General features: G+C 64.4%; 22 protein-coding genes, 1 tRNA gene and 1 pseudogene. 18 read left to right on the forward strand and 6 right to left on the reverse strand.

The features are described 5' to 3' along the window. Window positions 1–20 precede the first annotated feature (20 nt). The 9 genes and pseudogenes from AC0WRY_RS17255 (at window position 21) to AC0WRY_RS17295 (ending at window position 9406) form a co-directional block, all read left to right on the forward strand. Window positions 21–1658 carry an ABC transporter substrate-binding protein gene (locus AC0WRY_RS17255; protein ID WP_491120063.1) on the forward strand — a complete coding sequence of 546 codons (1638 nt, stop codon included), beginning with the start codon at window positions 21–23 and terminating at the stop codon, window positions 1656–1658. A 3-nt stretch (window positions 1659–1661) separates the two neighbouring features. Further along, window positions 1662–2645 (forward strand): ABC transporter ATP-binding protein, encoded by a 984-nt coding sequence (locus AC0WRY_RS17260; RefSeq protein ID WP_491120065.1) that lies wholly within the window; start codon window positions 1662–1664, stop codon window positions 2643–2645. Further along, window positions 2642–3628 carry an ABC transporter ATP-binding protein gene (locus AC0WRY_RS17265; RefSeq protein ID WP_491120067.1) on the forward strand — a complete coding sequence of 329 codons (987 nt, stop codon included), beginning with the start codon at window positions 2642–2644 and terminating at the stop codon, window positions 3626–3628. The genes AC0WRY_RS17260 and AC0WRY_RS17265 overlap by 4 nt, the downstream gene beginning before the upstream one ends. Continuing rightward, a pseudogene (locus AC0WRY_RS17270) lies at window positions 3628–4558 on the forward strand (ABC transporter permease). The gene AC0WRY_RS17265 and the pseudogene AC0WRY_RS17270 overlap by 1 nt, the downstream one beginning before the upstream one ends. Then, window positions 4555–5415, forward strand: a complete 861-nt coding sequence (locus AC0WRY_RS17275; protein ID WP_491120070.1) for an ABC transporter permease — start codon at window positions 4555–4557, stop codon at window positions 5413–5415. The pseudogene AC0WRY_RS17270 and the gene AC0WRY_RS17275 overlap by 4 nt, the downstream one beginning before the upstream one ends. 275 nt (window positions 5416–5690) lie before the next feature. Continuing rightward, window positions 5691–7541: a dihydroxy-acid dehydratase gene (gene ilvD, locus AC0WRY_RS17280; RefSeq protein WP_194402041.1), complete on the forward strand. Its 1851-nt coding sequence runs from the start codon at window positions 5691–5693 to the stop codon at window positions 7539–7541. Between the two features lie 221 nt (window positions 7542–7762). Further along, a complete protein-coding gene (locus AC0WRY_RS17285; protein ID WP_194408298.1) occupies window positions 7763–8086 on the forward strand; it encodes a hypothetical protein in 324 nt (107 codons plus the stop codon). Between the two features lie 308 nt (window positions 8087–8394). Next, a tRNA-Ser gene (locus AC0WRY_RS17290) sits at window positions 8395–8484 on the forward strand. A 466-nt stretch (window positions 8485–8950) separates the two neighbouring features. Beyond that, window positions 8951–9406, forward strand: a complete 456-nt coding sequence (locus AC0WRY_RS17295; RefSeq protein ID WP_194402042.1) for a potassium channel family protein — start codon at window positions 8951–8953, stop codon at window positions 9404–9406. Window positions 9407–9435: 29 nt separating this feature from the next. Here the strand turns inward: AC0WRY_RS17295 and AC0WRY_RS17300 are convergent, their stop codons facing one another. Next, window positions 9436–10119 (reverse strand): helix-turn-helix domain-containing protein, encoded by a 684-nt coding sequence (locus tag AC0WRY_RS17300; RefSeq protein ID WP_491120073.1) that lies wholly within the window; start codon window positions 10117–10119, stop codon window positions 9436–9438. Window positions 10120–10422: 303 nt separating this feature from the next. On the opposite strand from AC0WRY_RS17300, the gene AC0WRY_RS17305 reads away from it, so the two are divergent. Then, window positions 10423–11046: a response regulator transcription factor gene (locus tag AC0WRY_RS17305; protein WP_491120075.1), complete on the forward strand. Its 624-nt coding sequence runs from the start codon at window positions 10423–10425 to the stop codon at window positions 11044–11046. Between the two features lie 234 nt (window positions 11047–11280). Further along, window positions 11281–11604 carry a response regulator transcription factor gene (locus tag AC0WRY_RS17310; RefSeq protein ID WP_491120077.1) on the forward strand — a complete coding sequence of 108 codons (324 nt, stop codon included), beginning with the start codon at window positions 11281–11283 and terminating at the stop codon, window positions 11602–11604. A gap of 12 nt (window positions 11605–11616) precedes the next feature. Here the strand turns inward: AC0WRY_RS17310 and AC0WRY_RS17315 are convergent, their stop codons facing one another. Genes AC0WRY_RS17315 through AC0WRY_RS17325 form a run of 3 tightly spaced genes read right to left on the reverse strand, consistent with a single transcriptional unit; the run spans window position 11617 to window position 14811 of the window. Further along, the gene (locus AC0WRY_RS17315) at window positions 11617–12201 is read right to left on the reverse strand and encodes an invasion associated locus B family protein (RefSeq protein WP_194402046.1); all 585 of its coding nucleotides are present in this window, start codon (window positions 12199–12201) and stop codon (window positions 11617–11619) included. A gap of 23 nt (window positions 12202–12224) precedes the next feature. Continuing rightward, window positions 12225–13112 carry an alpha/beta hydrolase family protein gene (locus tag AC0WRY_RS17320; protein ID WP_491120080.1) on the reverse strand — a complete coding sequence of 296 codons (888 nt, stop codon included), beginning with the start codon at window positions 13110–13112 and terminating at the stop codon, window positions 12225–12227. 10 nt (window positions 13113–13122) lie between these two features. Further along, on the reverse strand, window positions 13123–14811 hold the full coding sequence (locus AC0WRY_RS17325; RefSeq protein WP_491120082.1) for an aspartate:alanine exchanger family transporter: 1689 nt from the start codon (window positions 14809–14811) through the stop codon (window positions 13123–13125). A gap of 137 nt (window positions 14812–14948) precedes the next feature. Between AC0WRY_RS17325 and AC0WRY_RS17330 the strand changes: the two genes are divergently transcribed. From AC0WRY_RS17330 to AC0WRY_RS17350, 5 genes are all read left to right on the forward strand, one after another. Then, window positions 14949–15629, forward strand: a complete 681-nt coding sequence (locus AC0WRY_RS17330) for a YoaK family protein (protein WP_491123479.1) — start codon at window positions 14949–14951, stop codon at window positions 15627–15629. After that, a complete protein-coding gene (locus AC0WRY_RS17335; protein WP_491120084.1) occupies window positions 15626–17329 on the forward strand; it encodes a SulP family inorganic anion transporter in 1704 nt (567 codons plus the stop codon). The genes AC0WRY_RS17330 and AC0WRY_RS17335 overlap by 4 nt, the downstream gene beginning before the upstream one ends. Window positions 17330–17464: 135 nt before the next feature. Next, window positions 17465–20218: a decarboxylase gene (locus AC0WRY_RS17340; protein WP_491120086.1), complete on the forward strand. Its 2754-nt coding sequence runs from the start codon at window positions 17465–17467 to the stop codon at window positions 20216–20218. Window positions 20219–20233: 15 nt separating this feature from the next. After that, window positions 20234–21934, forward strand: a complete 1701-nt coding sequence (locus AC0WRY_RS17345; RefSeq protein WP_491120088.1) for an aspartate:alanine exchanger family transporter — start codon at window positions 20234–20236, stop codon at window positions 21932–21934. A 20-nt stretch (window positions 21935–21954) separates the two neighbouring features. Then, on the forward strand, window positions 21955–22389 hold the full coding sequence (locus AC0WRY_RS17350; protein ID WP_194402052.1) for a hypothetical protein: 435 nt from the start codon (window positions 21955–21957) through the stop codon (window positions 22387–22389). Between the two features lie 71 nt (window positions 22390–22460). On the opposite strand, the gene ppk2 is transcribed toward AC0WRY_RS17350, so the two are convergent. Further along, window positions 22461–23261: a polyphosphate kinase 2 gene (gene ppk2, locus AC0WRY_RS17355; RefSeq protein WP_194402053.1), complete on the reverse strand. Its 801-nt coding sequence runs from the start codon at window positions 23259–23261 to the stop codon at window positions 22461–22463. Between the two features lie 21 nt (window positions 23262–23282). Next, window positions 23283–23735, reverse strand: a complete 453-nt coding sequence (locus AC0WRY_RS17360; RefSeq protein WP_194402054.1) for a hypothetical protein — start codon at window positions 23733–23735, stop codon at window positions 23283–23285. A gap of 166 nt (window positions 23736–23901) precedes the next feature. Here AC0WRY_RS17360 and AC0WRY_RS17365 point away from each other — a divergent pair, with 166 nt between their 5' ends. Both AC0WRY_RS17365 and AC0WRY_RS17370 read left to right on the forward strand, forming a co-directional pair. Further along, window positions 23902–24327: a hypothetical protein gene (locus tag AC0WRY_RS17365; protein ID WP_491123480.1), complete on the forward strand. Its 426-nt coding sequence runs from the start codon at window positions 23902–23904 to the stop codon at window positions 24325–24327. Further along, window positions 24320–25552, forward strand: a complete 1233-nt coding sequence (locus AC0WRY_RS17370; RefSeq protein WP_491120091.1) for an HlyD family secretion protein — start codon at window positions 24320–24322, stop codon at window positions 25550–25552. Before AC0WRY_RS17365 ends, AC0WRY_RS17370 begins: the two co-directional genes overlap by 8 nt. Window positions 25553–25583 lie beyond the last annotated feature (31 nt).

Below are 25583 nucleotides of genomic sequence, written 5' to 3' on the forward strand. Positions count from 1 at the left end.
TCCAGGCAGGGGTCACCGCAATGAGCAGATTTACCCGTCGTACCATCCTGAAATCCGGCGGCGCGGCCGCCAGCACATTGCTGCTGCCGCGCTTTGCCATCGCGCAAGAAGACAACCGTCCGGCGGTGACGATCGCCGTGCAGAAGGTCACCAACGCGAATGTGCTCGACGTGCTGCGCGAGCAGTCCAATGTCGGCGAGCGCGTGTTCTTTTCCTCGATCTGGGAAGGCCTGATCTCGAAGAACTGGCGCGGCAACCTCGAAGCCGTGCCGGGCCTTGCCACCGAATGGCGCCGCATCGACGACCAGACCGTCGAGGTGAAATTGCGCCAGGGCGTCAAGTTCCACAATGGCGATGAGCTCACGGCCGAAGACGTCGTCTTCACCTTCAGCCGCGAGCGCATGTTCGGCGAGACCGAGGCCAAGAGCCGCTCCACCATCCAGGCCTTCGAGAAGATTCCGACGCCGCGGCCCGGCAAGGAGCTGCCGCCTGACGTGCCCGCCGTCGCGCGCCGTATCTGGCCGGACCTCGTGCGCGTCGATGCCGTCGATAAATACACCGTGCGCTTCTACAACGCGACGCCCGACGTCACGATCGAAGGGCGGCTGTCGCGCTACGGCTCCGACATCATGAACCGCCGCGCCTGGGACGAGTCCGCGAGCTATCTCGACTGGGCGCGCAAGCCGGTCACGACCGGCCCCTACAAGGTCGTCGAGCTCAAGCCCGACGTGTCGCTGACCCTGGAAGCGCACGACGAATATTGGGGTGGCCGTCCGCCGCTCAAGCGCATCCGCTTCCTCGAAGTGCCTGAGGTCGCGAGCCGCATCAACGGGCTCTTGTCGGGCGAATACCAGTTCGCCTGCGACATCCCGCCGGACCAGATCGCCGGCATTGAGAAGAATGCCGCGTTCGAAGTGCAGGGCGGCACCATCCTCAATCACCGCCTGACCGTGTTCGACAAGAACCACGCCGTACTCGCCAATCCGCTCGTCAGGCGCGCCTTCACCCACGCGATCGACCGCCAGGCCATCGTGGACAGCCTGTGGGCCGGCCGCACCCGCGTGCCGAAAGGCCTGCAGTGGGAGTTCTACGGCGACATGTTCAACGCCGACTGGAGCGTGCCGGCTTACGATCCGAAGCTCGCGCAGGATCTGTTGAAGCAGGCCAATTACAAGGGAGATCCGATTCCGTATCGCCTGCTCAACAACTACTACACCAATCAGGTCGCGACCGCGCAGGTGCTGGTCGAGATGTGGAAATCGGTCGGCCTCAACGTCCAGATCGAGACCAAGGAGAACTGGTCGCAGATCATGGAGCGTGCGCCGACACGCGCCGTGCGCGACTGGTCGAACTCGGCGGCCTTCAACGATCCGGTCTCCTCGCTGGTCGCCCAGCACGGCCCGAACGGCCAGCAGCAGCAGATCGGCGAATGGACCAATGCCGAGCTGAACAAGCTCTCGGAGTTCCTGGAGACCTCGACCGACCGCGCGGCGCGCAAGAAGGCGTTCCGTCGCATGCTGGAGATCGCCGAGCGCGAGGACCCCGCCTTCACGGTGCTGCACCAGAACGCGACCTTCACGGCCAAGCCGAAATCGATCAAGTGGAAGGCATCGCCGGCCTTCGCGATGGATTTCCGCGCTGGCAATTTCGAGGCCTAGGCCGTGACACCACTGGTCAGCATTCAGGATCTGCGCGTCGCCTTTGGCAGCGTGCCGGTCCTGCGCGGGATCGATCTCGCGCTCGGCAAGGGCGAGGCCGTCGGCCTCGTCGGCGAGTCCGGCTCCGGCAAGTCGGTCACTTGGCTTGCCGCCCTCGGGCTTCTGCCACGGCATGCGCAGGTCTCCGGCTCGGTGCGGCTCGAGGGGCGCGAGATCCTCGGCGCGCCCGCGGCTGCGCTTGACCAGGTCAGGGGCGGGCGCATTGCCATGATCTTCCAGGATCCGGCGAGCGCGCTCAACCCGGTGCTGACCATCCGCAGGCAGCTCTGCGAAGCATTGGCGCTGCATCGCGATCTCCAAGGCAATGCCGTGAAGGCGGAAGCGCGGCGGCTGCTCGATCTTGTCGGCATCCCCGATGCAGGCCGGCGGCTGGAAGCCTATCCGCACGAATTCTCCGGCGGCCAGGTCCAGCGCATCATGATCGCGATGGCGCTCGCCGGAAATCCGGACCTCCTGATCGCGGACGAGCCGACCACCGCCCTCGATGCCACCATCCAGGCGCAGATCCTGGAGTTGCTGTCGACAGTCCGCCGCGAATTCGGCATGGCAATGGTCCTGATTAGCCACGATCTTGGCGTCGTCGCGGAGAACTGCGACCGCGTCGCGGTGATGTATGCCGGCCGCATCGTCGAGCAGGCCCCCAGCAACCAGCTCTTCGCCGATCCCGTGCATCCCTATGCGCAGGGCCTGATCGGCGCGCTGCCGCCGCTCGACGGACCCCGCCGGCGCCTCACCGCCATTCCAGGCACGGTGCCTGATCCCGCGAAGATGCCGTCCGGTTGCGCCTTTGCGCCGCGTTGCACGTTGGCCGTAGAGTCGTGCGGCCTTGCGGCACCAACCCTTGCACCGATCGCGAATGACCGCAGCGTTGCCTGCATCCGCGCCGAGGCCTCGCGCCGCGCGCTGCTCGGGATCGCTGCCGAATGAGCGCGCCGCTCGTTGAGGTGTCTGCGATCTCGCGCAGCTACGCGATGCGCTCCGGCATGTTCGGCCGCGCTACGGCCGTGCACGCCGTCGACGGCGTATCGCTGACGATTGCCAGGGGCGAGACGCTCGGTCTCGTGGGCGAGTCCGGCTCGGGCAAGTCGACCACCGGCCGCATCGTGCTCGGCCTCGAGCCGCCCGATCGCGGCGAGGTGCACTTCGACGGCAAGCCGATGGCCGTGCAGGGAACGGCCGCGTGGCGTGCGCAGCGGGCACGCATGCAGATGATCTTTCAGGACCCGCTCGGCGCGCTCGACCGGCGCCTGCCGGTCGCGGCGCAAATCTGCGAGCCCCTCGACATTCACGGCGTCGGCACGCTGGCGATGCGCGACGAGCGTGTCCGCGAGCTCCTGCGCGCGGTCGAGCTGACGCCCGCGCATGGCGCGCGCTATCCCGGCGCGCTGTCCGGCGGCCAGCGTCAGCGCATCGTGCTGGCGCGGGCGCTCGCCACGAAGCCCGATTTCTTGGTCTGCGACGAGCCGGTCAGCGCGCTCGACGTCTCGATCCAGGCCCAGGTGGTGAACCTGCTCTGCGATCTCCAGGCCGAGCTGTCGCTGACGCTGCTGTTCATCAGCCACGATCTGCGCGTCGTCAGGCAAATCAGCGATGTCGTCGCCGTGATGTATCTCGGCCGCATCGTCGAGATCGGCAGCGCCGATGATCTCTTTGCTCGTCCCGAGCACCCCTACACCCAGGCGCTCGTCTCGGCATCGCCGGCGCCGGGTCGCCGCAGCGCCGGCCGCGTCGTGCTTTCAGGCGATCCGCCGAATCCGGCGGCGCGGCCGCAAGGCTGCGCTTTCCATCCGCGCTGCCCGCGCGCCATCGCACGCTGCGCAAGCGAGGTGCCGGCGCTGTCTGCCGTCGGCGGTGACAGGCAGGTGGCCTGCCATCTCGTGACGAGCGCTCAAACGCAGGACGCCGCGTGATGGGACGCTATGTCGCCATTCGCGTTGGACGGGCCGCGCTCACGATCGTGCTTGTCGTCACCTTCGCCTTCGTCGTGCTGCGGCTGTCAGGCGATCCCGCGCTGATGATCCTGGGGCCCGAGGCGCCGCCCGAGGTGCTCGCTGCGTTCCGCAAGGCCTGGGGCCTCGATGATCCCATCTGGTTTCAATATCTCGATTATTTCGGCGCCATCGCCAAGGGCGAGCTTGGCCGCTCCATGCGTGATGGCCGGCCCGCGATCGAGCTGGTGCTGGAACGGATCCCGGCGACGCTGGCGCTGACGCTGCCGGCGTTCTTCTTCAAGGTCGCGCTCGGCGTTCCCGCCGGCATCTACGCCGCGCTGCACCGGGGCTCCGCCATCGACCGAGCCGTGATGACGACGGCGGTTGCGGGCTTTACCGTGCCGAGCTTCGTGCTCGCGCTGATCCTGGTGCTCGTCTTCTCCGTGCAACTCGGCTGGCTGCCCTCGGGCGGGCAGGACAGCTGGCGTCACGCCATCCTGCCGATCGCGACACTGAGCCTGGGGGGCGCCGCCGTGCTGGCGCGCTTTACCCGCAGCGCGATGCTGGAGGTGCTGGGCCAGCCCTATATCCGCACCGCATCTGCCAAGGGCGTGCCGTGGCGCAACGTGGTGACGTCGCACGCGTTGCCGAATGCAGCGATCCCGACCGTGACCATTTTGGGATTCATGGTGGGCACCCTGATCGCGGGCGCGGTGGTGGTGGAGAGCGTGTTCGCTTGGCCGGGAGTAGGGCGGCTGCTCGTCGTTGCGGTTGCCAACCGTGACCTCGCCGTCGTGCAATGCATCCTCTTGCTGGTCGCGATGACCATGGTCACCTCGAACCTGGTCGTCGATTTCCTCTATGGCTTCCTCCGATCCGCGCCTGCGCGCCAAGGGGGCGCACGCATGACCGACGCCACGTTGAAGGACGCAGGCGTACGTCGCCGCATCAGCCTGCCGGCGATCCCGGTCTCGGTTGCGCTCGCCATCACCTGGATCGTTGCGATGCTGGTGATCGCGGCCTTCGCCGAGAAGATCGCGCCCTACGGCTATACCCAGCTCGATTTGCGCAACCGGCTGGCCGCGCCCGGCAATTTCGCGCACTGGCTTGGCACCGACGAGCTCGGCCGCGACGTGCTGTCGCGTCTGCTCGTCTCGATCCGCATCTCGCTGCTGATCGCGTTCGGCGCCACCGCGATCTCGGCCGTGGTCGGCACCATGCTTGGCTTCCTCGCCGCGCATTTCCGCGGGGTTGTCGAGCAGCTCGTGCTGATGCTGACCGACTTCCAGGCCAGCATGCCCTTTCTGATCATGGCGCTGGCCGTGCTCGCCTTCTTCGGCAATTCGCTGCCGCTCTTGATCGGCCTGATGGGATTGTTCGGCTGGGAGCGCTACGCCCGCATCGCGCGCGGCCTTGCCATCTCCGCCAACGCGCAAGGCTACGCCGCCGCGGTCCGCCAGCTGGGCGCGACACCGCCGCGGATTTACCTTCGCCACATCCTGCCCAACATCGCCTCCACCCTGATCGTCTCGACGACGCTGGTCTTTCCCGAGGTGATCCTGATGGAATCGGGCTTGTCCTTCCTCGGCCTCGGCGTGCAGCCGCCGATGACCAGCCTCGGCAACATGGTCGGCTATGGCCGGGAATACTTGACGAGGGCGCCCTGGATCATGCTGGCCCCGGCGACCACGATCGTGGTCACGACGCTGGCCGTCTCCGTCATCGGCGACTGGCTGCGCGACCGGCTGGACCCGACCTTGCATTAGGTCTCGTGTCCCGGACGCGGTGCGGCGCGTAGTGCCGCTCCGCAGAGCCGGGACCCGTGCCTCCGCGAGATTCTGGGCCCCGGCTCAGCAGCGCACCGTCGAAGTGACGCTGCGCTGCGTCCGGGGCACGACAGAGAGCCCGCGCCGGGAGCAGGGGAGCCCTGTCATGCCCAAGTTCCCGTTGCGCGCGTTCCCCGGCTGCGCTATCCGGCCACAAAGGCCTGAGGCGGCTTCCATTTTCCCGCTCAGGCACCAACCCGAGGACGGAAACCGCCATGCCAGCCTATCGCTCCCGCACCACCACCCACGGCCGCAACATGGCGGGCGCCCGCGGCCTCTGGCGCGCGACCGGCATGAAGGATGCGGATTTCGGCAAGCCGATCATCGCGGTCGTCAACTCCTTCACCCAGTTCGTGCCCGGCCACGTCCATCTCAAGGACCTCGGCCAGCTCGTCGCCCGCGAGATCGAGCAGGCCGGCGGCGTGGCCAAGGAGTTCAACACCATCGCGGTCGACGACGGTATCGCCATGGGTCATGACGGCATGCTCTACAGCCTGCCGTCGCGCGAGCTGATCGCCGACAGCGTCGAGTACATGGCCAATGCGCATTGCGCCGACGGCCTCGTCTGCATCTCCAATTGCGACAAGATCACCCCGGGCATGCTGATGGCAGCGCTGCGGCTCAACATCCCCGCCGTGTTCGTCTCGGGCGGCCCGATGGAGGCCGGCAAGGTCAAGCTGGCCGGCAAGACCAAGGCCGTCGACCTCATCGACGCCATGGTGGCCGCCGCGGACTCCAAGGTCAGCGACGAGGACGTCAAGGTTATCGAGCGCTCGGCGTGTCCGACCTGCGGCTCCTGCTCGGGCATGTTCACCGCCAATTCGATGAACTGCCTGACCGAAGCGCTCGGCCTGGCGCTCCCTGGCAACGGCACGGTCGTCGCGACCCATGCCGACCGCAAGCGCCTGTTCGTCGAGGCCGGCCACACCATCGTCGATCTGGTCCGCCGCTATTACGAGCAGGACGACGCATCCGTGCTGCCGCGCAACGTCGCGAACTTCAGGGCGTTCGAGAACGCGATGACGCTCGACATCGCGATGGGCGGCTCGACCAACACCGTGCTGCATCTGCTCGCCGCCGCCCACGAAGGCGAGGTGAAGTTCTCCATGCAGGACATCGATCGTCTCTCGCGCCGCGTGCCCGTGCTCTGCAAGGTCGCGCCCTCGGTCGCCGACGTGCATGTCGAGGACGTGCATCGCGCCGGCGGCATCATGGGCATTCTGGGCGAACTCGATCGCGCCGGCCTGATCGACACCTCGGTCTCGACCGTGCATGCGCCGACCATGAACGATGCGCTGGAGCGCTGGGACATCAAGCGCACCAAGAGCGATGCGGTGCGCACCTTCTTCCGCGCCTCGCCCGGCGGGATCCCGACCCAGGTCGCCTTCAGCCAGGAGCGCCGCTACGACGAGCTCGATGCCGACCGCGAGAAGGGCGTCGTGCGCGATCTCGAGCACGCCTTCAGCAAGGACGGCGGTCTCGCCGTGCTCTACGGCAACCTCGCGCAGGACGGCTGCATCGTGAAGACCGCGGGCGTCGACGCCTCGATTCTGAAGTTCTCCGGCCCCGCGCGCGTGTTCGAAAGCCAGGACGCAGCGGTGGAGGGCATTCTCGGCGGCAAGGTCGTCGCCGGCGAGGTCGTGGTCATCATCTACGAGGGGCCGCGCGGCGGCCCCGGCATGCAGGAGATGCTCTATCCCACGAGCTACCTGAAATCGATGGGCCTCGGCAAAGCCTGCGCGCTCGTCACTGACGGCCGTTTCTCCGGCGGCTCGTCGGGCCTCTCAATCGGCCACCTGTCGCCTGAAGCGGCCGAAGGTGGCAACATCGGTCTCGTCCGCACCGGCGACGTCATCGCGATCGACATCCCGAACCGCAGCATCAGCCTGGAGGTCTCCGACGAGGAGCTCGCCAAGCGCCGCGCGGCGGAAGAGGCGAAGGGCGATGCGGCCTGGCAGGCGCAGGGGCGCAAGCGCAACGTCTCGACCGCGTTGCAGGCTTACGCCGCGCTCACCACCAGCGCCGCGCGCGGCGCGGTACGCGAGGTAAAGCGTCGCTCGAAGTAAGCTTCGCATCATCCGCGCAGTCTGCGGATGGTCAACAAGTCCTGAACGGCCGGCGCAAGCCGGCCGTTCGCGTTAAGGATGCCCCGATGAACTTCGGCGGCCCTGGATTTTGCGGCGTATAATGCGGCCACCTTCGCAAATCCATTTCGGGCAACTGGGGCACCATCGCAATGTCTCGTACTCTCGCCGTTGTTTTCTCGACCGCAGTCGCAGCAATTTCCATGACGGGCGCGGCTTCCGCCGGCTGCTACAATTGCTACGCGCCGCCGCCGTGCCAGACCTGCTATCAGCAGCAATACGTCGCGCCGCAATACCGCACCGTCGACGAGACCGTGATGGTCTCGCCGGGCTCCGTCGTCGCGCACCGCACGCCCGCGCAATACCGCACCGTGATGGTGCCGCAGACCGTGATGGTTGCGCCGCCCAGCGTCCAGTATCAGCGCATCCCGCCGCAATACGCCACGCGCCAGCGCGTCGAGATGGTCTCGCCCGGCTATTCCTATTACGCCCCGGTGCAGATGAACTGCGCGTCCTGCGGGTACTGAGCCAGCGGAAGCAGACCGGCTTTGAGCGGCGCTCCTCACGGGGCGCCGTTTTCTTTTGCGAGCAAAAAAAGAGGCCCGGCCATGGAGACCAATCCTGCCGGGCCTCGCAACCGGCGACGCCCTGGGAGATGTCGCCAGTGTCCGGATTGCCGAAGTGTCGGCGCGCAGCGGCGCCGTGCCTGGCATCAAGCTAGTGGAACAGGCTGACGCTCGCCTGACAGGGCCGGCGGGAGGAGCTTGAGGCGAGGGGGCCAACTTCGCGTTGCCTTACGCGGTCGACTGCGTTAAGCGACAGCCGTTCCGGACTTGGAAGGGTGGCCGAGTGGTTTAAGGCACCGGTCTTGAAAACCGGCGTGCCCGCAAGGGTACCGTGGGTTCGAATCCCACCCCTTCCGCCAATACGGCCCCCCTCCAACGGGAATGGCTAAGCCATTGAGTTGACGTCAATTTGCGCCAGCTGGCCCCAAGAACAACGTGAGCAGCCCCGGTGAGAAGCTACAGATCGGGGCGCGGCGAATTCCGACATTGCACAGAATTGAAGAGTTGGGCACTTTGGTCCGCATGAGCTCGGGCGCTCGCGTCCGATGCAGCGGTGCAAAAGCGATGATGGTCGTGCGGTAACTGTCGATCCTGCAGATCGGAGTTGCCATCGTTCTCCTGCCTGAGGTCGTCTGGATCTCGATCGACAAGCCGGTCGTCGTGGCCTTGCTCTTCTGGAACCGCACGTCATGGAGCGCTGGCTGACGACGCCGACGCTCGTTATCCTGATTGACGTGATTGGCGGAACGCTGGCGACCGCCGCATTCGCCGGTTGGCAGGCGTTGCTATCCAAGACATCGATCGTTAGGCCACAAGGGCTGAGCTATGCTCCTACAGTTGCTGGTCGGCACGCTCGTCAGCGTCATCAACATCGGCCTTCATGCACTCGTCACGGTTCTGGCGGTGGCGATTGCCCGTCGTGCCGGTCTGCAGCCGACCAGACGGCCGAGGCTGCATCTGATGGGTGTGATGATTGCGACTGCGGTCGTCCTGATGATCTCGCATGCGTTTGAAGTCCTGGTGTGGGCCGCAGCATACCTCGGTCTGCGCGCTGTTGCGGCCGATAGCGATATTCTCTACTTCGCCTTCGTCAATTACACGACGCTCGGCTACGGCGATATCACGCCTGTTCCTGAATGGCGGCTGATTGGGCCCATGACAGCCATGAACGGCGTTCTGCTGTTCGGCTGGTCTGCCGCGATCCTGTTCGAGGTGCTGCGCAAGACATTGGAGCACCTCGGGATCACCGAAGTTCACGGATATCGGTCCCCGGAGGCCTAAACGAGCACAATCGCAGCGAGCCCGGCCATTCACGACTGCAGATCGAGAGTGGCGAGCTGTTGCCGGTCGAGCAGCACGATCTGGCGCTGCGTGTTGCCCACGAAGCCGAGAACGCCGAGTTCATGCAGGCGTGACAGCGCGCGCGAGACGGTTTCCAGCGTCAGGCCGAGATAGTCGGCGATATCGCGCCGCGACATCGGCAGCGCCAGCACACCCGCCGCCGTCAGACGCTTGTCCATTTCCAGCAGGAAGGCCGCAACTCGCTCCAGCGAGGTTTTACGTCCTAGAAGCAGCATGTGGTCTTCGGCATGTTGGAGATTGCTGGTGGTCATGCTCAGCAGATTCTTGGCAACCATTGCGTCGCTGTCGGCGACCGTCTCCAGACTCTGCCGCTTCACGAGGCGCACGGTGGTGTTGACGATCGCCTCGGTCGTGAAACGGTGTTCGCTGCCATTTTCGAGCCCGAAGATGTCGCCCGCGAGGTGGAATGCTCCGATCTGCCGCCGGCCGTCCGTCAGCAGCTTGTAACTTCGTACGGCTCCTGACTTGACCTGGTAGACATATTCCGCCGGCTCTTTCTCGCCGTAGATCTCGGTGCCCTTCCGATAGGAAAATTCGCTTAAACTGACCCGCGCATTTGATTCACTATCCATGCCAAAGACGCGAAGAGAATGAGGACGGAGCGGGGAATCCGTTGTGATGCGAACAAACATAGGCCAACTCCTCAGCTCACCGCCGAATTGGTCCGTCAGACGAAAAAATCCCAAGTCCGAAACGCGCCGCGCTGTCCCGCTCCCGCCGAAGTTGATTTACGCCGTCGGTAGTGGTTCAATCCATTGTCCCAAGGTTCATTGTCCCAAGGGACAGGAAGCGGTTTGGTGCGCAGGATGAGAGGCGCTGCCCCTGCGAGAAATTGGCTCATTGCCAGGCAGGAATTTTATCCTCCAATCTGTTGGAAATGACTGCTCCAAGATGAGAGGACCTCAACGGTCCCGTTGGAAGTCTGGAGGTGGAAGGTGCCGGGCCTCGTTCACGTTGTTGATGACGACGAGTCCTTTCGTACGGCGATCGAACGCCGCCTGAAGCTTGCGGGCTACGACGTCGTCACTTACGCGTCGTCACAAGCGTTGCTGGAGATGACACCGAACGACGAACAGGCGGGCTGCATCCTGCTCGACGTACAGATACCCGGACTGAGCGGCCCCGAATTGCAGACCCGGTTGATCGAGTCGGGCTCGAATTTGCCGATCATCTTCCTGACGGGACATGCAGACACGCCGACCACCGTGCGAGCGATCAAGGCAGGTGCGGAAGACTTCCTGACCAAACCGATATGCTCCGAGCAGTTGATCGAGGCAATCGAGCGCGCGTTGGCGACCCAGCGGGCGGCGCGGGTTCGCCGCAGCAGGCTCGATGCACTTCGCGGTGATCTGGCCAGGCTGACACACCGCGAGCGGCAGGTGTTCGATCTCATCGTGCGCGGCTGGATCAACAAGCAGATCGCGCATGAGCTTGGGACGACCGAACGCACGGTGAAAGCGCATCGCCAGCAGGTGATGGAGAAGATGCAGGTTCATTCACTTGCGGAACTCGTTTCGATCGCGGAGCGGCTTGGAATGATTGATCCGAACGAGCATTAGCTGGCGCGTCGGCCAGGTTCGGTCCCACGACACAAACCTGCACCAAAGGACAATCCAGAGGCGCGTTGACAGCGTTGGGCCTGCCGTGTGCAATAGTGCACGGATGGTGCGCTCGGAATGCGAAGCCTTCAAAGGTGATGTCTCGTAACCGCCGCCGCTTTTCATTGACTTGCTGAAAGGCAGCTTGCCTTGCCCCTGCGAAAGTCCGTCTTTATCGTTGATGACGATCCGTCCGTGCGTGCCAGCATGGACCGGCTTTTGCGTGGCCGCGGCTTCGACACCAAGTTGTTCGGCAATGCGGCGGCCTTGCTCGATCATGGCAGGTTCAACACCGCGGTCTGCATCATCCTCGACGTCAATCTTGGTGAAAAGTCCGGCATCGACTTGCGGCGAACATTGGCCGAGAAGGGCGTCGAAGTGCCTGTGATCTATGTGACCGGCAACGACTGCCCCGCAAACCGCGCGGCGGCCCTTGCGTCCGGCTGCGTTGCCTATCTGACCAAACCTTTTGCCGCCCAGTCGTTGATCGATTCCATCGAGCGCGCCCGATTCTCGTAGCTGCTCGAACCGTCATTCGTCGATATATTGCTCGAGAGTCCTGGCCGGCGCACCCCGGTGGACGGAGGCGAATTGCGCCAACGGGATCGAGGTCGTCAGAGCGAGAAGATTTGAATCGACGACTTCCAGCACAAGCGCCTTGCCGGCTTCCATCTCCTTGATCATTTTTGGCGTTGCGATGTCGGCAGCGACGCACAGATTGGCGAGACACCAAGTATAGGGCAGGCGGACGACCCCGCCGTTGTCGACGCTCAATTTCGGCACGTGTTGCAGATACATGCCGGCAGGTACGAACAGTTGCAGGCGGGCCGTGGGGGCGTCCTCCCGCTGGATCAGATCGAGGCGAACGGCCGTCTGTCCGGTCGCGAATTGGCCGGTGATGGAGGTCCGGCACAGGATGGGCGCACCGCCCGCCCTGAAGCAGAGTTTCTCCCAACTGCCATAGCGGATGTCCTTTGCTTCGCGCTGGCCGCGCGTTGCGACTTCGCCGGGTTTGCCGGCTTGCGCCGCCTTTGGCGCGGCGACGCCCGAACTCGTCGCAGCCCCGGCGATTGCAACCATCACGAGGCCAAAGAGACAATCAAGCGGGCGGGGCATCGGCGCATCTCCGGGATCTGAACTCACTTCGGCGCATCGAGGAACTTCGTGACCAGCGGCGACCAGAGCGGGATCGCATCGGGCGAGCCGATGAAGAAGTGGCCTTCATTGCCGAACGGCGGCATCAGATGATATTCGGCCCGGCCGCCCGCGGCGGTGAATGCGTCATGCATGCGCTTTGACAGGTCGGGCCCGAAAAACGTGTCGTTCTCGATGTAGATCCACAGCATCGGCACGCGCGAGGTGCGGCCGAAATCCGCAGTGGCTTCAACGAGCTTGTCCGGCGCGCAATTGTTGTTCGGCTTGCCGCCGACGCGCCCCCCACGGCCGGCGGCGAAAGTGATGATCGCCTTCACCTGGGGCGGGTTCACGCTCGACAACGCGATCGACGCCCAGCCGCCGGCGGACTGTCCGACCACGATCACGTCCTTCGGGATGATCCGCTTTTCCGCAGCCAAATAATCGATGATCCAGAGATCGACCTGGGCGACGGCCATGCCTGCATCACGGAAGTTCGGATTGCTGCACTTGCCGATCTTGGAGAAGAACGGACCGAAGATCGCACGTTCCGGAATGTCGATGGCGGCTGCGCCATAGCCGCTGCCGACCGGCGCCACCACCAGATAGCCCCGTTTTGCGAACCATGTGGCGGCATCGCGAAACTCCACCAGCGGAAAGAAGCTGCGATCGGTCGGATTGAGCGAGACGCCGTGGTTCATGATCACCAGCGGGAAGGGGCCGTCACCGACCGGGCGGACCAGATAGGCGAACATCGGCAGCGGCAGCGGCAGGGCCCAGATCTCCTCCTGGATGCGGATCTCGTCCTCCGCATGCGCCGGTGCCGCAAGCGCGCCGAGAAGGGACAGGATGACTGCAAGGACTTGTCCGATTGCGGGGAGAAGAGGGCGCATGCCGGCCTCGTCACCCGTTGAACGTGGCGGCCACGACGATCGGGCCCAGCACGGTGAGGACGACATTGCCGACCGCATAGGGCACAGCGACGCCGAGCACCGGCGTCTGGCTCTCGGCAACGTCACATGCGCCGGTGACGGCGGCATCGACGGTCATGGCACCGGCCAGCGCACCGCAGGTCACCACAGGGTTCATGCGCAGCAGATGATAGGCGACGAGCGTCCCGATCGTCATCGGGACCAACGTGACGACGGTGCCCATCCCGACCAGCAGCAGACCGTGCGCCTGGATCGCAGACCAGGCGGCAAGCCCGTTGCCGAGTCCGATCGCCGCGATGAAGCCGCCAAGCCCGAGATCGCTCAAGGTTTGCTGCGCCGCCGGCGGAATGGCGCCGATACCGGGCCTGCGCGTCCGCAGCCAGCCGCAGACGAGCCCCGCGATCAATGCACCGCCACCGCCGCCGAGCGTCAGAGCGACAGTGCCGACCTTGAAGCTGGCAAGTCCGGCCAGCAGGCCCACGGCGATGCCCGCGGCAACGAAGGCGATGTCGGTCCGGTCGCTGGTATTGAGGGCGTGTCCGACCTTCGCCGCGGCCCGCGCGATGTTGCCGGTGCTTCCGACCAACGTCATGACGTCGCCGATATAGACCCGCGTATCGGGACCGAGAGGGACCTCCCGACCCATCCGGGTGAGCGCTCGCAGGAAGACGCCACGCGCATTGTCGCCAAGCCGCTCAACGATGTCCCGGAGCGATCGGCCGTGCAGGTGGCGACTTTCCACGAGCACCTCGATCACATTGCCCGGCAGGCTGCGCAGCAATTCCCCCGCGTCGATTTCGTCCCCGATGACGGGTTCGGCGGCGACGATCGCAGCGGTTGGACCGGTAATGACGAGGTCGTCGCCGGCCTCGAGCAACGTGTCATGCTGCGGTTTGAGGTCGGCTCCGCGGCGCACGATGCGTTCCACGACCGTGCGGCTGCCGATCTCGCCCTCGATCTCAGCAATGCTACGGCCCGCCCCCGCCGAGACACGATAGGCGCGCGCCTGGAATTTGCGATAGGAAAGGTTTTCCGTCTTCGGCGGCGCGCCGCCGGCGAGCTCGGCTTCGAGCTTCTTCGCCTCCGCCTTCAGATCGATGCCCATCAGCCGGGGGGCAACGAACGGGACGAACAGCAGCGTCAGGATGTAGCCGAGCACGTAGGTCACGGCGTAGCCGGCGGCGATATTGGCTTCCTGCTGCTTCAGCACGTCGGGGGGCAGGCCGAGCTGAGACAACGCGCCCGAGGCCGTCCCGATCACGGAGGACTGGGTCAGCGCGCCGGCAGTTAGGCCTGCTGCCGTCCCGGTATCCAGCGCGAAGAGCCGCGCGAAGATGAGGACAATGACGAGACCGGTCCCTCCGATTACCAGCGTCAGCACGACCTGCGCCAGGGTCCGCACGCTCAGGGAGGCGAAGAACTCCGGCCCGGAACGGTAGCCAATCGTGAACACGAACAGGCTGAACAGGATCGCCCTGAGGATCGGCGGGAATGAGAAACTCCCGAGCTGGCCGATCAGCACCGCGACGACCAGGATACAGGCGGTGGTCCCGATCGAGAAGCCGCGCACCTTGATCCGGCCGAGGATGGTCCCGATCGCGATGGCGAGCAGCAGGAAGATTTCCGGTGCGGCGGAGATGATCCACCTGACGGTAGCCATGGTCGCAGTTCCCCCGGCGCTTTAGTGCGATTTGATTGGCCGCGCGCGGGACATTGCTTGATCCAGATCAAGCTCCGGCAGGCACGGAGCGATCCCTATGACTTGATGATGCGTTTGCGACAGCCCTCATGACGGACATGAGTACGATGGACGTCGCTGCCGGCGCGATCCGCCGGGACGAGACGGTCGAGATCGTGCTGCTGCTCGCCTTCACCGGCGGCTTCATCGACGCTTATACCTGGATCATCCATGGCGTGTTGGCCAATGCGCAGACCGCCAATCTGATCTTCCTCTGGGTCTATGCGATGGCCGGCAATTGGGCGAAGGCCTTGCACTTCGTGCCGCCGATCCTGGCCTTCGCAGTCGGCATCGTGATCGCGGCCTGGCTGCGCCGTGTCGCCGGCCAGCGTGCCGGGGCCATTAGTACCGTCGTCGAGATCGTGCTCTTGATCGCGATCGCCGTTCTGCACAACCGGTTGCCGGACCTCGCGGGAACGCTTGGCATCTCCGTGGTCGCAGCCATGCAATCGGCGATGTTCGCAAGGGTCGAAGGCACTCTTTGCAGCACGGTGATGATTACGGGAAACATGCGTCAAGCCATCGAGAACGTTTTCTCGGTTGTGCATGGCGGTGCACCGCTCGGGACGTTGCGCAAGTCGGCGATCCTTTTTGCGTTGTGTGCGGTTTTCGGTTTCGGCGCGGCCGCCGGCGCATACGCGACAAAGATCATTCCTGATCTCGCACTCGGGATTCCCGTGGTCGCGCTGTTGATCGTTCTGTTGCGTTGCGAAGCGACCCCGCAGGAGGTAACCAGATGAGCTCGCCTTCGGAGCCGACGTGGATGCGATTCTTTCCACCGGCTCAGTGGCTTGCAGCATACCGAAGCGAATGGTTGCGATCCGACGCGATCGCCGGCGTCACGCTCGCCGCTTACGCGATCCCGGTCTCGCTCGCCTATGCCGCGCTCGCCGGCTTGCCGCCGCAGATCGGCGTCTACGGCTACATGCTCGGCGGCATCGGCTACGCCTTGCTCGGGACGTCGCGCCAACTCGCGATCGGTCCAACGTCGGCGATTTCCCTGATGATCGCGGGGACCGTGGCCGCGCTCGCAGGGGGCGATGCGGTCCGCTATGCGCAGATCGCGAGCCTTGCGGCGTTTGCCGTGGCGGTGCTGTGCCTCATCGCCTGGCTGTTCAAGCTCAGCGTCCTCGTCCGGCTGGTCAGCGACAGTATTCTGGTCGGCTTCAAGGCGGGGGCGGGGCTCACCATCATCATGAGCCAGTTGCCGAGCCTGCTCGGAGTTGCCGGTGGCGGCCACAATTTCTTCGATCGCGCCGTCAAGCTGGCCGGGCAGCTCGGCGGCATTGACCCGCTTGTGCTCGCCATTGGGGCAGTCGCGCTGATGTTGCTGCTACTCGGCGAGCGGCTTCTGCCCGGCAAGCCGGTTGGCATCACCGTCGTCGCGCTCGCGATCCTCCTGGCAACGTTGTTGGGCCTCCCGGCATTGGGTGTGCCCGTTACGGGGAAGATACCGGAAGGGCTGCCAGCGCTGGGAATTCCGACGTTCGGTTTGCTGGAATTCGACGATCTCTTTCCGCTCGCAGCCGGTTGCGTCCTGCTGGCTTATATCGAGGGCGTATCGGCGGCCCGCAGCTTTGCTGCCAAGCACGGCTATCCGCTCGATGTTCGCCAGGAGTTTCTGGGGTTGGGCGCGGCAAACCTCGCCGCTGCGTTCGGCCATGGTTATCCCGTCGCCGGGGGCTTGTCGCAATCAGCCGTCAACGACAACGCGGGAGCGCGGACGCCGCTCGCGCTGGTCATCTGCTCGGTGACGCTCGGGCTGTGCCTGTTGTTCTTCACGGGGCTGCTGACCAATCTGCCCAAGGCGGTGCTCGCGGCAATCGTCTTCGCCGCCGTCTACAGGCTGGTCGATGTTCGTGCACTGCTCCGAATGTGGCGTGTCAGCCGGATCGATTTTCACGCGGCGGCGATCGCGCTGATCTCCGTGCTGCTGCTCGGCATTCTCCAGGGCGTCCTGCTGGCGTCGATCGCGTCGATTTTCCTGCTGCTGGCGCGGGCTTCGCGACCGAACGTCGCGTTCCTGGGCCGGTTGCCGGGCAGCGGCCGCTATTCGGACAGCGCCAGACATGAAGGCGTGGAGCCCTTGGAGGGCGTCATCGCATTCCGGCCCGAAGCCTCGCTGCTCTACATCAACGCCGAGACGATCCTGGACACCGTCCTGACGGCGTTGCGGACCTCACCGGCCGTGCGCCTGGTCGCCTGCGACCTCTCGGCCTCACCCTATATCGATCTGGCTGGCGCCCGCATGCTGCGTGATCTCCACGGCGAACTTGCGTCACGCAAGGTGACGTTCTGCATCGTCGGCGCCCACGCGCAGCTGCGCGACCTCCTTCGCGCCGAAGGACTTGCGGACAGGACCGACAGCACCCAGTGGCTGCGGTCGCTCGACAAGCTGCTTGCCGATGATCAGGCAAGGAGCGGGCAAGGAACAGCCTGACGCCTCGTATTGCGTCGCGAGCGGCATGGCATCGTCCGTCAGAATGCACGGGACCGTTGACTTGGATCAATGGAACGACCGGCACCGCACTCACGATCCGGCATCACCTTTGCCCTCATGGATCGGGAGAGATACATGTCCAAAGAGCCCAAGGCCGCGCTGAAGCGCATTGACCAGTTCTTCTCCGGACCCGGCGCACGGGCGGACGACTGGCGCGATCTGGTCGAAGCCGCCAAGACCTGGGCTCGGGTCGGCAATCGCGCGGCCTACGACGCGGCGCTGGCCGATCTCTCGGTGACCGAGGAGTTTCACGGCTATCCCGGCCTGCAACTGATGGCAACGCTGCGGGAGGCCGCGTCCGCGGGCGACGGCGCAGCCTCGTTCGCCCTTGCAACGCGGATCGCCCAGGCGCTGGCGACGCGATCTTTTCGCCAGCATGCCGGCGACTGGAGCGCCAAGGACGACGGCAATGGCGATACGCCCGAACTGGTGCCGCCGTCTTTTGGCGCGCACAGCGCGCGTCGCCCCTATTTCGAGACGCTGATCGTCACCGGCCTGTCGCCCGGCCAATGGCCTGCGCTCGCGGCCGAATGGCGCAAGCTGCGGCGCCCGGTCGATGCCTTCATCTATGAACCGGTCATCGTCGGAAGCTTGGAGGACGCCTTCTGCGCGACGATGCTCAATCCCAACCTCGGCGCTGTGATCATCAACGAAGGCTTCGGGCTGCGCTCACGCCACGATGCGCCGGTCCTGCGTTCGATCATGGCTGGGGCAGGGCTCAACGACGAAACCGACGCTTCGGCGCTGCGGCTCGCCCAGATCATCAAGCGCGTTCGGCCCGAGCTCGATCTCTACATGATCTCGAATCGCGACGTCGAGGAACTGGCAGGCAATCCCGAGGCGGCCGTGGTGCGCCGCATCTTCTATTCGGTGGAAGAGCTCCTGGAGCTGCACCTGTCGATCCTTGAGGGCATCCAGGATCGATACGACACGCCATTTTTCGACAATCTCAAGAAATACGCGCAACGCCCGATCGGCACGTTCCACGCGTTGCCGATCGCGCGCGGCAAGTCGATCTTCAAGTCCGACTGGATCCGCGACATGGGCGAGTTCTACGGCCCGAACCTGTTCCTGGCCGAGAGCAGTGCCACCACGGGCGGCCTCGACAGCATGCTCGAGCCGACCGGCAACATCAAGAAGGCGCAGGAGAAGGCGGCGAGGGCGCTCGGCGCCGACCGCGTCTTCTTCGTCACCAATGGCACCTCGACCTCGAACAAGATGGCGGTGCAGGCGCTGCTCGCGCCGGGAGACATCGCGATCGTCGATCGCAACTGCCACAAGTCGCATCACTACGGCATGGTGCTGGCGGGTGCGCAGCCGCTCTATGTCGAAGCCTTCCCGATGACGGAATATTCGATGTACGGCGCGGTACCGCTGAAGACCATCAAGCAGGCGCTCCTGAGCGCAAAGGCCGACGGCCGGCTCGACCGCGTCAAGATGGTCGATCTCACCAATTGCACTTTCGACGGCCACATCTACAACACTCGCCGGGTGATGGAGGAATGTCTCGCCATCAAGCCCGACCTGATCTTCCTGTGGGACGAGGCCTGGTTCGGCTTCGCGCGTTTCTCGCCCTTCCTGCGCCGACGCACCGCCATGGGCGCCGCCAACGAGATCGAGGCGTGGATGCGGGATCCGAAGTCGGTCGCGGCCTATGACAAGCAGCAGGCCGAGCTTGGCAAGACCCCGTCCAACGAGGTGCTGCTCAAGACCAGGCTGATCCCGGATCCGCGACAGATTCGGCTGCGCGTCTACCAGACCAATTCGACCCACAAGTCGATGTCGGCGATCCGCCAGGGCTCGATGCTGTCGGTCAAGGACGTCGAATTCCACACCGTCGAGCAGCAGTTCAAGGAGGCGGTGTTCACCCATGCCTCGACCAGTCCGAACCAGCAGCTGATCGCGAGCCTCGACATCTCGCGGCGGCAGATGGAGCTCGAAGGCTATGGCCTTGTCGCCAATGCCATCGAGATCGCGTTCGCGATCCGTCAGGCGGTCAACAACAATCCGCTGATCTCGAAATACTTCCGCATTCTCGGCGCCGACGCCATGGTGCCGGCGCAATACCGCCAGAGCGGCTTCACCGATTTTCTGGCACCCGGCGTCAATTGGGCGAATACGCTCAAGAGCCTGGACGAGGACGAGTTCTGCCTCGATCCGACCCGCATGACGCTGGTGTGCGGCACGGCCGGCTATGACGGGACGCAGTTCAAGGGCATTCTCGCCAACGATTACAACATCCAGGTCAACAAGACTTCTCGCAACTCGGTCCTGGTCCAGTCCAACATCAACAACACCCGCAGTGACGTCGCGCATCTCATCCGCGTGCTCGCCGAGATCGCGGGCGAGATCGACCGCGGCCTTACCCAGGGCGGTGCCAATGCCAGGAAGACGTTCGAAGCTCGGGTCACGAGCCTGATGAAAGATGTGCCGGATCTGCCGAACTTCTCGCATTTCCACCCGAGCTTCCGCGGCGATGCCGGCACCAAGACCAACGAGGGCGATATTCGCACCGGCTTCTATGCAGCCTACGACGCCGCGGGCTGCGAGCACATCCGCCTCAGCGATCCCGAGATCGACCGGCGGCTGAAGGCCGGCCCCGAACTCGTCTCCGCCAACTTCGTGATCCCGTATCCGCCGGGCTTCCCGATCATGGTGCCGGGCCAAGTGATCACTCAGGAGACCATCGACTTCATGCGCAAGCTCGATGTGAAGGAGATCCATGGCTATGACGCCAAGGAAGGGTTGAAGCTCGTGCGCAGCGAAGCTTTGGCGAAGCTCGGCCGGCCGAAGGCCGACGCGAAGCCGAAGCTCAAGGCCGCATCTTAGCGCTTGGAGGGGACCATGCAGACATTTTTCGAGTTTCTGCGGCAGTACCCGTATCTGCTGCTGTTCTTTGTCGTCGGTCTCGCCGTCTATATCGGCCGGGCCAGCATCAAGGGTTATGGCCTCGGCATGGTTGCCGGAGCCATCGTGGTCGGGGCGGGCCTGTCGGTTTGGGCCTCGACTTACGGCGTGAAGCTCGAGCTGAACAACTTCGCCAAGAGCCTGTTTTACTATCTGTTCATGTACGGCGTGGGCTTGCGCGTCGGCCCCTCCTTTATCAACAGCCTGAAGGGCGATGGCCTCAAGTTCTGCATCCTCGCCCTCGTATCGAGCGTGCTCGGCCTGGCGCTTGTAGTCATCGGCGCAAAGCTGTTTGCGCTTCCGCCCGGTGCTGCCGGCGGCATGCTGGCGGGTTCCCAGACCATGTCGGCGGCGATCGGCTCCGCCGAGCAGGCCGTCACGTCCGGCGTCGTAAAGCTGCCCGCGGGCATGAAGCCTGAGGACGCATCCGGCATGATCGCGCTGTCCTACGGCATCACCTATATCTGGGGCACCGTCGGCATCATCCTGATCTGCAAATATCTGCCGCGCTGGTGGGGCGTCGACGCCAAGGCCGCCGCGAAGCAGTACGAGCAGGAGTTCGGCGTCAAGGATCTCGAAGGTGGCGGCCTGACCGGCTATCGCCAGTTCGGCCTGCGCGCGTACCGGCTGGAGAACCCGGCAACCGTCGGGATGAGCATCGCAAAATTCCGGACGGTCAATCCCGAGTACCGGATCGTCAATGTGGGGCGGAACGGTGAGCCCCAAGGCGCCGATCCCGACTTCGTGCTGCAAAAGGGCGATATCGTCGCCCTTGGCGGATCGACCGAGCACCTCACGGAAAAGATGGGCATTATCGGCCCGGAGGTCGCTGACGCCAAGACGCTCGGCATTCCCATGGACCAGGCGGACATCCTCGTCATCAACAAGGACATGGTAGGGCGGACGTTCGAGTCCTTCCGCGACACGGCGATCGCCGGCCAGCTGCAGGTCACCAAGGTCGAGCGCGGTGGTGTGCAGATTCCGGCTGGTCTCAAGACCAAGCTGGAACGCATGGACATCGTCTCGGTGGTCGGCTTGAAGTCGGCCGTCAACGAGCTCGGGGAGATGTGGGGCCGCATCGCGCGCGCCAATACGTCGACCGATCTTTTGACCCTGTCCGTCGGCATGATCATCGGCTTCCTGATCGGCATGATCGAATTTCCGGCTTTCGGCGCCAAGGTCGGCCTAGGCAACGCAGGTGGCTTGCTCCTCTCGGGCGTGATCGTGTCCTCGGTCGTGTCGCGGCTGCGCTTCTTCGGCAACACGCCGAATGCGGCGCGCAACGTCCTCGAGGATCTCGGCCTCGTCGTCTTCGTCGCCATCGTCGGCGTCAATGCGGGCGCAGGATTGTTGTCGCAGTTGACGGGCGCCATCGCCTTGAAGATCTTCATCGTCGGCTTCATCGCCTGCACCATCCCGCCGTTCATCGTCTGGGCGATCGGTTTCCACGTCTTCAAGATCAACCCGGCCGTCTTGATGGGCGGCGTTGCCGGCGCGCGATCGCATTCCGGTCCGTGCCGCGAAGCCGCGGTCGAGATCCAGAGCTCGGTGCCATGGATCGGATTCCCGGTCGGCTATGCCGTCTCGGGCATCCTCCTGACGATCTTCGGCTACTTCGCGATGCTCCTGGCGCAATGATGAAAAGGGAAAACAGCCTCATGAGAAAAGTCAGCTTCGGTGCGGTTGCGGCCGCCATGCTCGTAACGGCCATCACCGTGAGTACGCCGGCGCGTGCCGATACCGGCCAGGTCGCGGTCGTCTTCACCAAAGGCGGTTTCATCGTCGGCGTTGGCGGAGGGGAAGGCGTGCTGCTCTACAGGGGCAAGAAGTATCCGTTCACCGTCTCCGGCATGAGCGTCGGCCTCACGGTCGGCGCCTCGACGACGAAGTTCGTCGGCAAGGCCATCGGTCTGAAGGGACCCGCGTCGATCGAAGGATCGTATGCGGTTGGAGGCGCTGGCGGTGCGGTCGCGGCCGGCGCGGGCGCGGTTCAACTTCAGAACGCCAATGGCGTGATCCTTCAGCTCAGCGGACCCAGGGTCGGCGCGGAAGTGTCGGCCGCGGTTGGCGGCGTCACGATAAAGCTCAAATAGTCAGAGCCGGAGGTCGCAAACAGAACGGGCTGCGTCGTCGCAGCCCGTTTCGTATTTCATCATGCTGGGTTTCAGTAACGCTCTTCCACGAACTTGAGACCGCGCAGGCTTGCCTGGTCGTTGTAGCGTCCCTTGTGAGACCGCGGTGGCAGCTTGACCTTGTCCCGCTTGACTTTCTTGTAGGGGATCGTCCTCAAAACGTGCGAGATGCCGTTGAGCCGCGCGCGGCGCTTGTCGTCGGAGCGGATCAATCGCCACGGCGCATGCTTGGTGTCGGTCGCCTCGAACATCATGTCGCGCGCGCGCGAATAATCGTACCAGCGCCCGAACGATTCGGTGTCCATCGGGCTCAGCTTCCACTGCCGCAGCGGGTCCTCGATCCGTGCCATGAAGCGGCGTTCCTGCTCCTCCATCCCGACCTCCAGCCAGAGCTTGATCAGGATGATGCCGGCGTCGACGGCGAATTTCTCCACCAGCGGGCACAATTCCAGGAAACGCTTGTGCTCGGTCGGCGAGCAGAAGCCCATGACGTATTCGACCCCGGCGCGATTGTACCAACTGCGATCAAAGATCACGATCTCGCCGCCGGCGGGAAATTGCTCGATATAGCGCTGCATGAACAGCTGCGACTTCTGCCGGTCGGAGGGGGCGGGCAGGGCGCAGACACGGAAGACGCGCGGAGACACCTTCTCGGTCAGGGCCTTGATGGTGCCGCCCTTGCCGGCGGCGTCGCGCCCCTCGAAAATGATGATCACTTTCAGCTTCTGGACCTTGACCCATTCCTGCAAGTGACAGAGCTCGACCTGGAGTTTGCCGAGCTCCTTCTCGTAGTCCTTGCGCTTCATCCGCTCCGCAGGCGCGTCCTTGGCCATGCCGTTGCCTCCTGTTGCGCGTCATTCGTCCCAGGAGATGGTCACGCCGATATCGCCGGGCACGCCGCCGGGAAAATCGATGACCTGGTAGGAAATGCGATAGCCGCGCGGCTTGAGATAGTTGACCCACAGCTGGAATATTTCCTTGGGAATTCCGGTCAGGGTGTTCTCCCAGCCTTTTTCCATCTGATTGATGGCGCGGCCCTTGTCCGTGCAGAGCGAGTTGGGGAAGCGATAGACCAGCACTTCGGTCAGGCCATTTCGCACCGCACGCTTGATGATGGTGGAGGCGAGCTGGATCTTCTCCTCCTCGCTCTTGCCCGAGGGCTTGCTCAGACGCTCGATCAGAGCGCGCTTCTCCGCATCGGCCGCCGCAGCGAGGCGGACATATTCGTCAGCCTTCTCCGCCTCCTTGAGAGCGGCTTCTTGTCGAATCTGGGCGGCGTTGGGGATGAGATCGTCGAGACCCGGCATGGCTGGCGGCTCCTGATGATTATCCAATCAGCATCGGGAAGACGCTAGGTCGGGCGAAAGGCGTTCCCTTGATTCAAATCAAGCAAACAGCGAGACTACCTGAACAGGGTACCAGAAGTGCCGTTTCACTGACCGGGAGAGACGTTTGAGCGATCAGCTTCACCCGATGGCTCCGCACCATTTGCCGTTTTATCTCGCGCCGGGAAGCGGGATCGACACGCTCATGGTCGTCATGGGAATTTTCCTGCTCGGTACCGTGTTCTGGGTCGGTACGCTCTATTGGAAGCTGCACAGCCTGCCGGAGCGGATGGCGCACAAGTCGCAGAAGCTGCAATTCGAGTTCGTCGCCGTGCTCGGTCTGATCTCGCTGTTCACGCATATGCACATCTTCTGGATTGCAGGACTCTTGCTCGCAATGATCGATCTGCCCGATTTTGGCACGCCGCTGCGCAGCATTGCCGGCTCTGTCGAGAGGATCGCGGACGCCACGCCGGCCGGCGAGGACGTTGAGCCGGAGAGGGAGGCGGTGACCACGCCGCCTCCGGCAGACAAGCCAGTGCCGGCCAAGGCGAAGGAGCCCGGCCATGCTTGAGCTCCTGATCTGCTCCCTGGTCACGATCCTGCCGGACTACCTCTACCGCCGCTATGCTCAGGGCAAGCGCTTCGGCAAGGAGATCACCTTCTTCTCCATCTGGTACGAGCTGCGCTGGGGCATCACCGGCTGCCTGATGCTGACGGTGTCGCTGATCACCATGATCTTCTATTTCCATCCGGCGACGTCATCGGCGACGCTGTATTTCCGCACGGTTCCAATCCTGCCTGAAGGCTCCGGCCGCGTGGCCGAGGTCAAATTCGGCTTCAGCGCGCCGGTCAAGAAGGGGGACGTGCTGTTCACCCTGGACAGCTCGAAGCAGCAGGCCGCGCTCGAAACTGCCAAACGGAAGGTTGCGGAGGTCGATGCGACCATGCAGACGGCGCAAGCCGATGTGGCCAAGGCCGAGGCGCAGGTCGGGGAGGCGAGAGCCAACTATCAGCAGGCCAAGGACGAGTTGGAGACCAAGAGCGAGCTCCAGCGCCGCAATCCCGGAATCGTTCCGCAGCGCGACATCGACAAGCTCCAGGTCCTGGTCGATCAGCGCCAGTCGGGTATCGATGCGGCGACGGCCGCGAGGCAGTCAGCGTCGCTCCAGATCTCGATTCTGCTGCCGGCGCAGAAGGCGAGTGCGGAGGCTGCGCTGGCCCAGGCTCAGGTCGATCTCGACAAGACACTCGTCCGCGCCGGCGTGGATGGGCGGGTCGAGCAGTTCCTGGTTCGACCGGGCGACGTCGTCAACCAGCTGATGCGGCCGGCCGGCGTGCTCGTTCCGGAAGGCGCCGGCCGCAAGGCGCTGCAAGCGGGCTTCGGCCAGATCGAGGCCCAGGTGATGAAGGAGGGTATGGTGGCGGAGGCAACCTGCATTTCGAAGCCATGGGTGATCATCCCCATGGTGATCACGACAGTGCAGGACTACATCGCGGCCGGGCAGTTTCGATCCGGCGAGCAACTGATCGATCCGCAGAACGCCGTGCGTCCCGGCACCATCCTGGTGTTCCTGGAGCCGCTCTACAAAGGGGGCCTGGACGGGGTCACACCGGGCTCGAGCTGCATCGTCAATGCCTATACCAGCAATCATGAGGAGATCTCCGCCAAGGGCACGTCGACCAGCCGGAAGATCGCGCTCCACGTCGTGGATGGCGTCGGCCTCGTCCACGCGCTGCTGCTGCGTATCCAGGCGCTGCTGCTGCCCATCCAGACGCTGGTACTAAGCGGGCATTGAACGGAGCGCATCGCACTTTCAAGCCTGTCCG

The organism is Bradyrhizobium sp. T-12, from assembly GCF_058314695.1.